The organism is Pseudomonas sp. NPDC087185 (assembly GCF_044744955.1).
In the GTDB taxonomy this organism is placed as follows: Bacteria; Pseudomonadota; Gammaproteobacteria; order Pseudomonadales; family Pseudomonadaceae; genus Aquipseudomonas.
The window spans coordinates 270,126-282,266 of record NZ_JBIUZK010000009.1 but is presented as its reverse complement, the minus strand read 5'-3'; the positions used below and the strand labels follow the sequence as shown (position 1 = coordinate 282,266).

The following is a 12,141-nucleotide window of genomic DNA, read 5'->3' as shown; positions in this document are numbered from 1 at the left end:
GCCTGGATTAAGTAACTCGTTGAATCTCAAGGAGTTTCTCGTTCCGATCACGCTGGAAGTGGGGCGCATTATAAGGGGATTCGAAACCCCGTCAACCCTTTATTTCAATAATGTTTCAAATCGCCCTGCCCCGCCTACCCACCACCCGAGGAACACGCCTGGCCACCGCTGGAATACGCACCGCCATCAGCACGGCAGCAATGGCTGCATAAACAGCCCACTCGCGCAGGTCGGAACGTACGATCCACAGGAAGTGCAGCAAGCCCAGCCCGAGAATCACATACACCAGCTTATGCAGCCTCTTCCAACGTGCGCCCAAGCGGCGCTGGCTGTAACGATTGGAGGTCACCGCCAATGCCAACAAGCCAAGGAACCCAAGCGCCCCGACAATAATGTAGGGCCGCTTGCGCAACTCGACAGCGAACTGCCCCCAGTCGAGCCCCAGGATAAAGAAGAGGTAACAGAGGATGTGCAGCACTATATAAGCAAAGCACCACAACCCCAGTTGCCGGCGCATCACGATCCAGCCGGACCACCCTGTAAGCTTCTGCAGCGGTGTCATGCTCAGGGTGACTAAAAGGAAGATCAACGCGCCAAGCCCCAGCCGGTCCATCAGGATCTTCCCTGGGTCCGGCCCGAGCAGGCTCATGGCCGCCTCATACAACCACCACAGCGGAAAAAGACACCCAACTATAAAGAGGGCGAGGCGCAACCAGGGATAACGCATCAGTAGTTCTTCCGCAGGTCGAGCCCGGTGTACAACGACGCCACCTCATCGGCGTAACCGTTGAACATCTGAGTCTGCCTCACATTGGGACTGAACAGCCCACTGGGCAGGCGCCGCTCACGTGCCTGGCTCCAGCGAGGGTGATCGACTTCAGGGTTCACGTTGGCATAGAAGCCATACTCATCCGGTGCCAACCCTTCCCAGGTGGTCTGCGGCTGATCGGCAACCAGACTGATGCGCACGATCGACTTGATACTCTTGAAGCCATACTTCCAAGGCACCACCAGACGCAGCGGCGCACCGTTCTGGTTGGGCAGTTCCCGCCCATACATGCCCACGGCAAGGATAGTCAGCGGGTTCATTGCCTCATCCAGCCTCAAGCCTTCCTCGTAAGGCCACTTGATCAACGCAAAGCCCGAGCGCTGCCCAGGCATGTGTTGCGGGTCTTGCAGGGTTTCGAAGCGCACATAGCGCGCCTTTGAAGTCGGTTCGACCTGTTTGAGCACTTCGGCCAAGGGAAAACCCAGCCAGGGGATGACCATCGACCAAGCCTCCACGCAGCGCAGCCGATAGATACGTTCCTCAAGCCCGTAGGGTTTGACGAAGTCTTCCAGCGCATATCGCCCAGGCTTGCCGACCTCGCCATCGACCACCACCGACCAGGGCTCGGTCTTCAAGCTACCGCCATTGGCAGCCGGGTCGCCTTTGTCAGGCCCGAACTCATAGAAGTTGTTGTAGTGGGTAGCATCCTTGAACGGCGTGATCGCCTCGTCCTTGACCGTCACGGCTTGCCAGCGCGTGCCAGCCAGCTTGTCGCTGAACCAGGCCGGCGCGGCGCCCGCCTCGACACCAGCGTAACGCGATGCCTCATCCGCTTGCGCGGCGAACGGCACAGCGCCCAGGGCAAGGCCGGCAAGCGAGCCACCCAGCAGGGTGCGACGGGAAAGATAGATGCCTTCGGGGGTGATCTCCGATGCCTTGCAGTCGGACGACCGAGGAAGCTTGATGAGCATGACGGCTCCATAGCACTGGTTAACGGATGTACCAGTATGACTATGGAGCCGGAGGGTTATTCCAGCATTAAATTATGGTCACGCTTTGCGCCGACGAGCCTTGAGCAGGAACTGGATCGGACCAGACGCCGCGTAGGCAAGGAAGATCAGCAGCAGAATGCGCGGCGGATCGCTGAACACCACGGCGAACACCAGCACCACGGCCAGGATCGCGACAAAGGGAACACGCCCCTTGAGGTCCAGTTCCTTGAAGCTGTTGTACTTGATGTTGCTGACCATCAGCATGCCGGCTGCGGCAACCAGCAGCGCCACCAGGAACGACAGCTTGGAACCCTGGATGCCATAGTCGCTGAAAGCCCACACGGTACCGGCAACCACACCGGCGGCAGCCGGGCTGGCCAGGCCAATGAAGTAGCGCTTGTCGGCGGTACCGACCTGGGTGTTGAAACGCGCGAGGCGCAGTGCCGCACCGGCCACATAGATGAAAGCGACCATCCAGCCGACCTTGCCCATGTCGCCCAACGCCCAACCGAAGGCCAGCAAGGCCGGGGCCACGCCGAACGCAACCATGTCCGACAGCGAGTCGTACTCGGCACCGAAGGCGCTCTGGGTGTTGGTCATGCGTGCGACACGGCCATCGAGGCCGTCGAGCACCATGGCCACGAAGATGGCGATGGCAGCGAAGGCGAAGTATTTGCTCGCCTCGCGTGGGTCGCCCGCACTCAAGGCGCTCTGCGCGCTCATCGAGTTGATGATGGAATAGAAGCCGGCAAACAGGTTGGCGGTGGTAAACAGGTTGGGCAACAGGTAGATGCCGCGGTGGCGCACCTTGCGCCCTTCGGCGTCATGCCCTTCTTCAACGTGCTCATCGACAGGTAGCAGGCTTTCGGCGTCGGAGGGCTTGTTCGGCTCTTCGGGACGTTCGCTCATGGAGGGTACCTTGCAACAGGATGGAAAATGTTCGACACGGGCCCGCGAAACAGGTTCTGACGGCAGGCCACTGGTCTGCTTTATACCAGATGCTGACCGCCAGAACGAAAAAACGCGGCCGAAGCCGCGTTTTTCATCGTTCGATAAGACTTAGTTCTTGGTCTTGTCGACGATTTTGTTAGCCGAGATCCACGGCATCATCGAACGCAGTTGCTCGCCGATGACTTCGATGCCGTGAGCGGCGTTGTTGCGGCGCTTGGCGGTCATCGATGGGTAGTTGGTGGCGCCTTCGGAGATGAACATCTTCGCGTACTCGCCGTCCTGGATGCGCTTCAGAGCATTGCGCATGGCCTTGCGGGATTCTTCGTTGATGACTTCCGGGCCGGTGACGTACTCACCGTATTCGGCGTTGTTGGAGATCGAGTAGTTCATGTTGGCGATGCCGCCTTCGTACATGAGGTCAACGATCAGTTTCAGTTCGTGCAGGCACTCGAAGTAGGCCATTTCTGGCGCGTAGCCAGCTTCGACCAGGGTTTCGAAACCGGCTTTGACCAGCTCGACGGTACCGCCGCACAGAACAGCCTGCTCACCGAACAGGTCGGTTTCGGTCTCGTCCTTGAAGGTGGTTTCGATGATGCCGGTACGGCCGCCACCAACGCCCGAAGCGTAGGACAGGGCGACGTTCTTGGCGTTGCCCGAAGCGTCCTGGTAGATAGCGATCAGGTCAGGGATGCCGCCGCCTTTGACGAACTCGGAACGCACGGTGTGGCCCGGGGCCTTCGGCGCGATCATGATCACGTCGAGGTCGGCACGTGGAACGACCTGGTTGTAGTGGATCGAGAAGCCGTGGGAGAAGGCCAGGGTAGCGCCCTTCTTGATGTTCGGCTCGATCTCGTTCTTGTACAGCGCGCCTTGGAATTCGTCCGGGGTCAGGATCATCACCAGGTCGGCCGCAGCGACAGCGGTGGCAACGTCGGCAACTTTCAGGCCGTGGGCTTCTGCCTTGGCAACGGTAGCCGAACCTTTACGCAGACCGACGGTAACGTCTACACCGGAGTCTTTCAGGTTGCACGCCTGGGCGTGGCCCTGGGAACCGTAACCGATGATGGCGACTTTCTTGCCCTGGATGATGGAAAGGTCGCAGTCTTTATCGTAGAAAACTTTCATGAAAATACCCCTGGTTATATCTCGGCCCCTGCGGAGCCATCGCTAATTTTTGAATTTAGATGCTGAGCACTTTGTCGCCACGGGCAATGCCGGTGACGCCACTGCGCACGGTTTCGAGAATCGATGCAGTGCCGATGGCCTGGATGAAGCTGTCCAGTTTGTCGCTGGTACCGCTCAGTTGCACGGTGTACACGCTGGCAGTCACGTCGACGATCTGGCCACGGAAGATATCCGTGGTGCGCTTGATCTCGGCACGCTGGGCACCGGTGGCCTTGACCTTGACCAGCATCAGTTCACGCTCGATGTGAGCGCTTTCCGACAGGTCGACAAGCTTGACCACTTCGACCAGCTTGTTGAGGTTCTTGGTGATCTGTTCGATCACTTCGTCATGGCCAACGGTGGTCAGCGTCAGACGCGACAGGGTCGGGTCCTCGGTCGGCGCCACGGTCAGGCTTTCAATGTTGTAGTTGCGCTGGGAGAACAGGCCGACCACACGGGACAGAGCACCGGGTTCGTTTTCCAGCAGCAGGGAAATGATGTGCCGCATATCAGGTACGCTCCGTCTTGCTCAGCCACATGTCACGCATCGAGCCATCCTTGATCTGCATCGGATAGACATGCTCGGTACGGTCGACCGCGATGTCGATGAACACCAGGCGGTCCTTCATCGCGAAGGCATCTTCCAGCTTCGGCTTGAGGTCCTTCAGGCTGGTGATGCGGATACCCACATGACCATAGGCCTCGGCCAGCTTGATGAAGTCAGGCAGCGACTCGACATAGGAGTGCGAGTGACGGCCGTTGTAGGCCATGTCCTGCCACTGGCGGACCATGCCCAGCACACCGTTGTTCAGGTTGACGATCTTCACCGGCAGGCCGTACTGCATGCAGGTGGACAGCTCCTGGATGTTCATCTGGATGCTGCCTTCGCCAGTGACGCAGGCCACGTCCTGATCCGGGAAGTTGAGCTTGACGCCCATGGCCGCCGGGAAGCCGAAGCCCATGGTGCCCAGGCCACCGGAGTTGATCCAGCGGTTCGGCTTGTTGAAGCGGTAGTATTGCGCCGCGAACATCTGGTGCTGACCGACGTCGGAGGTGACGAAGGCATCGCCATGGGTCACTTCGCAGAGGGTCTCGATCACAGTCTGCGGCTTGATGACGCTACCGTCGCCCTTGTTGTAGGGGAACAGGTCGCCATTGCCACGCCATTCGTCGATCTGCTTCCACCAAGCTTCGGCTGCAGCCTTGTCAGGCTGCTCGCCGATTTCCTTGAGGATGCCGAGCATTTCGCTCAACACGCTGTCGACCGGGCCTACGATCGGCACGTCGGCCTTGATCATCTTGGAGATCGACGCCGGGTCGATATCGATGTGGATGATCTTGGCGTTCGGGCAGAACTTGGCCGGGCCGTTGACGACGCGATCATCGAAACGCGCGCCGACGGCAAAGATCACGTCAGCATTGTGCATGGCCATGTTGGCGGTGTAGCTGCCGTGCATGCCGAGCATGCCGAGGAACTGGCGGTCTGTACCCGGGAAGCCGCCAAGGCCCATCAGGGTATTGGTGACCGGCAGGTTCAGCGACTTGGCGATTTCGGTCAGGGCTTCGGAGCCACCGCCGAGGATCACGCCGCCACCGGCATAGACGATCGGGCGCTTGGCGGCCAGGAGCATCTCGGCAGCTTTGCGGATCTGGCCGGAGTGACCACGTACAGCCGGGCTATAGGAGCGCAGCTTGACCTTCTTCGGATAGACGTATTCGAACTTCTCGGCCGGGTTGGTCATATCTTTTGGAATGTCGACCACGACCGGGCCTGGACGGCCGGATTGCGCCAGGTAGAAGGCTTTTTTCAGAACTTCAGGGATCTCGGTGGCGTTTTTGATCATGAAGCTGTGCTTCACGATCGGCCGCGAGATACCGATCATGTCGGTTTCCTGGAAGGCATCGGTCCCCACCATGGTGCTAGGCACCTGGCCGGACAGGATGACCATCGGAATCGAGTCCATATAGGCGGTGGCAATGCCGGTGATGGCATTGGTCGCGCCCGGGCCGGAGGTTACCAGCACCACACCGGCCTTGCCGGTGGCGCGGGCGTAGCCGTCCGCCATATGGGTTGCGGCCTGTTCGTGACGAACCAGGATGTGCTCGACTTCCGGTTCCTTGAACAGGGCGTCGTAAACATGCAGGAGAGCACCACCAGGGTACCCGTAGATGTGCTTAACGCCTTCGTCACGCAAGAAGCGGACGACCATCTCAGCGCCAGATAAAAGCTCCACGTTGTTCACCTCTAAAACGCCAGAATACCGTCCCTAGTGGACGGGTCTTAATAGGTTTACTGCCAAGCAGAGCATGAGCGAAAACGTCAGCACTGACTGAGCAAGTATTGGGAGCGCCCCAGAGTGTTGCGGGGTTTTCCCACCCAGCGCGAGGTAACGCGTTGCGGGGTGTAACAGGTCGGTGCGGGTGTGCACCTCATGATCTGCTTAGCGGGTCTGCTTCTGGCAGTCCCTCTACAGCGGAATCTGGATTCTTGTGATTTGGCGGCTACAAGTCAAGAAAAATTATTGCCAATTTTTCCTCAACTTGAATTGCTGCCACCACTAAAAACCTACTCAGCAGCAGAATAAATAAGATTTCCACAAAAAAGGGCCACAATCTGCGGCCCTTGATGGAAAAAGAGAAGAAATCAGGCGCAAGCTTCGATCAATTGATCAAACTCTGCTAGCAGGCGGCGCAGCTCGCGACTCTGCTCCGGCCGGTCGACGAACACCGTCTCGGCCATCACCAGAATGCCAGAGGCGTTCGGTAGCGGTTGGCCCAACTCGATGATGATTTTCATGCGCGGCAGGAAGATCCACTGCAGCCACTGCTCGAAGCTCATGGTATCGACCGCGAACGGCACCGTACTCTCCAGTGCCTCGTCGCTTGGCGGCTCGTCCTGCCACCAGCCTTGCACGATCAACTCGCGCTCGATCAGCAGCAAGTGGTCGGCGATATCCAGAATACGTTGCTCGACCATTACGAATTGACCCGTGCTTTTTGCCGAGCCAGTGCGGCGCCTGCGCTGTCACCTTGCTTTTCGCGGGCCTGAGCGATGGTGTTCCACAGTTCGGCCTGCAGGTCGGGGCGACCGTTGGCATAGGTCAGGGCACGGCGCGCCAACTGCTCGGCTTGCGCGGCGTCGCCTTGCGACAGGCGGACCTGGGCCAGGCGGAACAGCACTTGCGGCTCGCGCGGGGCGATGCGCTGGGCACGCTCCAGGCTGGACGCGGCGCCATTGAAGTCACCACTGCCCTGTTGCGACTGGGCGGTGGTCAACAGCGCCAGCACCGGGCCATCGAGCTGTTCGTCGGCCGACAGGCCACCGGACGCCGCACCGCTGCGCGGGATGCCGGTCGGGGCGTTGGCAGCGGCCGGGGGGTTGGTCATCGAGGCGATGTCGAACGGTTCGTCGGCGATCGGGTTGGGGTTGGTCGTCATCGGTGCCGATGTGACTGGCCCGGTGGTGATCGGCGCAGTGCTGATGGGCGCTACGCCGTTACCGGCCGGGAAGGTCTGGATCCCGGTGGCGCCAGCACCTTGCGGAATCATCACGGTCACACCGGAGTCTTCGGGCAGCGACTGCGCCTGCGACGTGCCGTTGTTCATGCCGGCCGCCGAGCGGTTGGCCGTCACGCGCTCGCTGTTGGACACGCGCGTGCTCGAATCCACCACCGGGATGTTGCCACGCTGAACGCTGGAACAACCCTGGAGCACCACCAGTGCCGTCACGGCAGGAAACAACCACTTATTCACTTAACACCTCATCAATGCTGCCAGGGCTCAATTCATCCAGCCTTTGACCCAGTCCATGACCGATTCTGCCGGATTCTGCTCGCCGCCACAGGTTGCGCCGGCGGGCGGTTCGCTCCCGCGAATATACGGCATCTGCACCGCGCCGGGACAACTTCCGTCGGAACCTTGCCCACTGTACGGGTCGATCCAGGCCTGCACCACGTTGTCCGGCTGCGGCATGTCCAGCGGCAGCGGGTCGGCTTTCTTCATGAAGCTGGTCCACACCTGCAGGGCGCCGGTAGCACCGGTGAACGGGGTTTTGCCGTTATCGTCACGGCCCATCCACACCACCGCCAGCAGGTCCTGGCTGAAGCCGGAGAACCAACTGTCACGCGAGTCGTTACTGGTACCGGTCTTGCCCGCCAGGGTCAGCGAGCTGGGTAGCACGTTGTACACCGAGCGGCCGGTGCCTTCGCGCATCACCCGCTGCATGGCGTTCTGCACCAGGTAGATGGAGCCTGGGTCGAAGGTCTGCTGGATCTGGAACGGGTAACGTTTGAGCGGCTCGCCTTCGGCGGTGAGCACACTGCGGATACCGCGCATCGGCGTGTTGAAGCCGCCGTTGGCGATGGTCTGGTACATGGTCGCCACCTGCATCGGTGACATGCCCCCCGCGCCCAGCAGCATCGCCGGGAACGCCGGCCAGTCGACACTCACACCCAGCCGGCCGATGGTCTTGATCACATTGGGCACGCCCACTTCCAGGCCGATCTTGGCGGTCGACAGGTTGTAGGAGTTGGCCAGGCCTTGATACAGGTAAATGGTGCCATGCGGGCGACGGTCGTAGTTCTGCGGGCGCCAGACTTGACCATTGGCACCTTTGACCGAGAACGCCTCGTCCTGCACCCGACTGGTCAGGGTGTATTTGCTCGGCTGCTCCAGCGCGGTCAGGTAGACCGCCGGCTTGACCAGCGAGCCAATCGGCCGCACGGCGTCGATCGCACGGTTGAAGCCGGCAAAGCCTGACTGACGGCTGCCGATCAGCGCCTGTACCTCACCGGTTTCCGGGTTGGTCACGACCATGGCCGACTCGACTTCATCCGAACCTTTGCGCCCTGCCAGGCGCTTGAAGGTCTCACTCATGGACGTTTCGGCCTTCATCTGCAGGATCGGGTCGAAACTGGTGAAGATACGCAGGCCTTCTTCGGTCAAGTCTTCATCGCGGTAGTCCTGGCGCAGCTGACGCTTGACCAGGTCGAGGAAGGCCGGGAATGAGCTGTCGGCCAGGCTGCCACGCTTGGTTACGCCCAGCGGCATCTTCTTCGCGGCATCGACCGCTTCCTGGCTGGCCACGCCCTGCTCGGCCACCAGGTCCAGGACCAGGTTACGCCGCGCCAGCGCGCGCTCGGGGTAGCGCCGTGGGTTGTAGTAGGACGGCCCCTTGACCATGCCCACCAGCAAGGCGATCTGGTGCAGCTTGAGTTCCGACAGCGGCTGGCTGAAGAAGAACTGGCTGGCCAGGCCGAAGCCGTGCACGGCACGTTGGCCATCCTGGCCGACGAACACCTCGTTGAGGTAGGCCTCGAGGATTTCGCGCTTGTCGTAGTGCACTTCCAGCAACACGGCCATCATCGCTTCGGTCAGTTTGCGGCTGAGGCTGCGCTCGCTGGTGAGGTAGAAGTTCTTGACCAACTGCTGGGTCAGGGTACTGCCGCCCTGGCGCATAGAGCCGGCCGAAGTGTTGACCCAAATTGCGCGGGCGATCGACTTGGGCGACACGCCGAAGTGGCTGTAGAAGTCGCGGTCTTCCGTGGCCACCAGGGTTTCGAGCAGGTACGGCGGTACCTGGTCGATCTTGATCAGGATGCGGTCTTCGAGGTTTTTCGGGTAGATACCGCCAATCATCAGGGGTTCGAGGCGTACCACGTCGAGCTTGCCGTTGTTGGCGCCGGAAAGCCCTGCAACATAGTCGCCGGAGAAGCGCACACGCACGAACTGCGCAGGCTCCATGCCCTCGTAGAACTGGAAACCGCGGGTGTTCAGGTCGACGGTGTTGCCGTTGACTGCAGCAGCGCCCGGGCCATTGGCCGCGCTTTCACGCCGGTAACCGAGTGCGTCGAGTTCGGTGAGGAAGTCGTTTTTACTGAGTTTCTGGCCGACGAACAGCTCCAGCGGCCGGGCGTACACCTTGGCCGGGATGGTCCAGCGCTTGCCGGAGAACTTCTCCTGAACGACGGCATCGAGGTAAACCGCGAGGCCGGCGACGATCACCAGGCCGACCAGGCTGAGCTTCAAAGCCCAGCCCAGCCAGGCGCGCGAGCGGCCGGTCGGGCGTTTCTGAGGGGTACGGGAATTTCGGGTTCGAGTCATGGCGGCGGATTATACGCACTTTGTAAAGGCTGGGCAGGCGCCCTCTGGCGGTATGCAGGGGCGGCACCATTGACCATAATGGCGCCTTCGAATTCCCTGCCCCCGGAAGGATTTCCCGTGAGCCAAGCCTTGATCAATGCATTGCAGAACCCTGCCCTCTACCCTCACCCTGTGAAAGGCTTCGAGCTGATCGAGACGCACATCTCCTGGGTCCTGCTCACCGGCGAGTACGCCTACAAGATCAAGAAGCCGATGAACTTCGGCTTCCTCGACTTCACCGGGCTGGATCAGCGCCAGCATTTCTGTAACGAAGAGTTGCGCTTGAACCAGCGCCTGACCGAAGGCCTGTACCTGGATGTGCTGCCGATCACCGGCAGCGCCGAAGCCCCGCATATTGGCGGGGAAGGCGTGGCGATCGAGTACGCGCTGAAAATGCGCCAGTTCCCTCAGGGGCAGATGCTCAACACCCTGCAGGCCAATGGCGAACTGAATGCGGGCCACATCGACCAGCTGGCCAAGCAGATCGCCGAGTTCCATCTGCAGACGCCCAAAGTACCTGCCGAGCAACCTTTCGGTTCAGCTGAAAGCGTCATGGCGCCGGTCGAGCAGAACTTCGAGCAGATCCGCCCGTTCCTCAGCGACAAGGCCGACCTGCAGCAGCTGGACAATCTGCAGGCTTGGGCGCGCAGCAGCTTCGAACGCCTGAAGGACCTGTTCGAGAAGCGCAAAGCCAATGGTTTCACCCGCGAATGCCATGGCGACATTCATCTGGGTAATGCGACCGTGATCGATGGCAAGGTCGTGATCTTCGACTGCATCGAGTTCAACGAACCGTTCCGCAAGACCGATGTGTGGGCCGACACCGGCTTCCTCGCCATGGACCTGGAAGACCGAGGCCTCAAGTGCCTGGCACGTCGCTTCGTCAGCCAGTACCTGGAACTGACCGGCGACTACGAAGGCCTGGAAGTGCTCAACTTCTACAAGGCCTACCGCGCCTTGGTTCGCGCCAAGATCGCCCTGTTCAGCATGCCGGCCGGTGCCGATGGCGTGCAGCGCGCCACCAGCCTGCGCACCTACCGCAACTACGCCAACCTGGCCGAAAGCTACAGCGCCATTCCTTCGCGCCTGCTGGCCATCACCCACGGTGTCTCGGCCGTGGGCAAGAGCCACGTGGCCATGCGCCTGGTCGAAGCCCTTGGCGCTGTGCGCGTGCGCTCGGACGTGGAGCGCAAGCGCCTGTTCGGTGAGCAGCCACAAACCGAAGCTGGCCAATTGCAAGCCGGTATCTACGACCAGGATGCCAGTGCTGCCACCTACCAGCGCCTGCACCAGCTGGCCGCAACCCTCCTGCGTGCTGGGTTCCCGGTGGTGCTCGATGCCACCTACCTCAAGCATGCCCAACGCAAGGCCGCCGCGGATGTCGCCAACGCCACCGGCGTGCCATTCCTCATCCTCGATTGCCAAGCCCCGGAGGCAGTCATCGCCAGCTGGCTGGAGCAGCGCCAGGCAGAAAACACCGACCCGTCGGACGCCACCCTGGACGTGGTCAAAGCCCAACAGGCCAGCCGTGAGCCACTCGATGCGGTGGAACTGCAGCAAAGCACGCGCGTCGAGACCCAGGATGCCAGCAGCATGGACCAGGTGATCGACCAGGTCCGTCAGCGCCTGCCAGGCCTGTAATCGCCCCTGTGTTCGGGCCGCCGCCTGGCCGGCCCGAACAGCCTATCCCTGCGCAAACAGGGCATCTCGTCGCCCCCGATGGCAAAAGGCCGCGCATTTTCCAACCCCCGCTACACTCCTTTCTGACCTGCTCGCGATTTAGACCCAAGACCCGTTCAGCCATCGCAAGGAGGCTCGATGAACGATGAATTGCAGCATCTGAAGAATCTTGGCAAGACCTCCGCGCAGTGGTTGCACGCGGCCGGTATCCACAGTGCATCGGATTTGCGTCGGCTAGGCGCGGTGGGTGCCTACCAGGCCGTGAAAACGCGAGGGTTCCGGGCGTCGAAGGTGTTGCTGTACGCCATTGAAGGCGCGCTGCTGGACATGCACTGGAACGATTTGCCGGCCGAGCGCAAGCAAGCGCTCAATCAACAACTCGATGCGAAATGCCCTGCGCAAAAAAATATGAAATAAACCCCGAAAGGGGATTGACGACGAAAT

General features: G+C 60.9%; 11 protein-coding genes. 2 read left to right on the top strand and 9 right to left on the bottom strand.

The window, feature by feature from the left end; all coding sequences use genetic code 11:
* Positions 1 to 115: 115 nt before the first annotated feature.
* From msrQ to mrcB, 9 genes are all read right to left on the bottom strand, one after another.
* Positions 116 to 727, bottom strand: a complete 612-nt coding sequence (gene msrQ, locus ACIPIJ_RS26535) for a protein-methionine-sulfoxide reductase heme-binding subunit MsrQ (protein WP_401082593.1) — start codon at positions 725 to 727, stop codon at positions 116 to 118.
* Positions 727 to 1,740 (bottom strand): protein-methionine-sulfoxide reductase catalytic subunit MsrP, encoded by a 1,014-nt coding sequence (gene msrP, locus ACIPIJ_RS26530; RefSeq protein ID WP_401082590.1) that lies wholly within the window; start codon positions 1,738 to 1,740, stop codon positions 727 to 729. The genes msrQ and msrP overlap by 1 nt, the downstream gene beginning before the upstream one ends.
* Positions 1,741 to 1,818: 78 nt before the next feature.
* Complete coding sequence (pssA, locus tag ACIPIJ_RS26525) at positions 1,819 to 2,670, bottom strand: CDP-diacylglycerol--serine O-phosphatidyltransferase (protein ID WP_264360806.1); 852 nt, start codon at positions 2,668 to 2,670, stop codon at positions 1,819 to 1,821.
* 150 nt (positions 2,671 to 2,820) lie between these two features.
* Complete coding sequence (gene ilvC / locus ACIPIJ_RS26520; RefSeq protein WP_012312686.1) at positions 2,821 to 3,837, bottom strand: ketol-acid reductoisomerase; 1,017 nt, start codon at positions 3,835 to 3,837, stop codon at positions 2,821 to 2,823.
* Positions 3,838 to 3,892: 55 nt separating this feature from the next.
* Complete coding sequence (ilvN, locus tag ACIPIJ_RS26515; RefSeq protein WP_003250040.1) at positions 3,893 to 4,384, bottom strand: acetolactate synthase small subunit; 492 nt, start codon at positions 4,382 to 4,384, stop codon at positions 3,893 to 3,895.
* A gap of 1 nt (position 4,385) precedes the next feature.
* Positions 4,386 to 6,110 (bottom strand): acetolactate synthase 3 large subunit, encoded by a 1,725-nt coding sequence (locus ACIPIJ_RS26510; protein WP_401082587.1) that lies wholly within the window; start codon positions 6,108 to 6,110, stop codon positions 4,386 to 4,388.
* Positions 6,111 to 6,520: 410 nt separating this feature from the next.
* Positions 6,521 to 6,853: a YqcC family protein gene (locus tag ACIPIJ_RS26505; protein ID WP_401082584.1), complete on the bottom strand. Its 333-nt coding sequence runs from the start codon at positions 6,851 to 6,853 to the stop codon at positions 6,521 to 6,523.
* Positions 6,853 to 7,629, bottom strand: a complete 777-nt coding sequence (locus tag ACIPIJ_RS26500; protein WP_401082581.1) for a tetratricopeptide repeat protein — start codon at positions 7,627 to 7,629, stop codon at positions 6,853 to 6,855. The genes ACIPIJ_RS26505 and ACIPIJ_RS26500 overlap by 1 nt, the downstream gene beginning before the upstream one ends.
* 27 nt (positions 7,630 to 7,656) lie before the next feature.
* The gene (mrcB, locus tag ACIPIJ_RS26495; protein WP_401082579.1) at positions 7,657 to 9,978 is read right to left on the bottom strand and encodes a penicillin-binding protein 1B; all 2,322 of its coding nucleotides are present in this window, start codon (positions 9,976 to 9,978) and stop codon (positions 7,657 to 7,659) included.
* Positions 9,979 to 10,095: 117 nt separating this feature from the next.
* Here mrcB and ACIPIJ_RS26490 point away from each other — a divergent pair, with 117 nt between their 5' ends.
* Positions 10,096 to 11,658 (top strand): AAA family ATPase, encoded by a 1,563-nt coding sequence (locus tag ACIPIJ_RS26490; RefSeq protein ID WP_401082576.1) that lies wholly within the window; start codon positions 10,096 to 10,098, stop codon positions 11,656 to 11,658.
* 177 nt (positions 11,659 to 11,835) lie between these two features.
* Complete coding sequence (locus tag ACIPIJ_RS26485; RefSeq protein ID WP_401082573.1) at positions 11,836 to 12,114, top strand: TfoX/Sxy family protein; 279 nt, start codon at positions 11,836 to 11,838, stop codon at positions 12,112 to 12,114.
* Positions 12,115 to 12,141 lie beyond the last annotated feature (27 nt).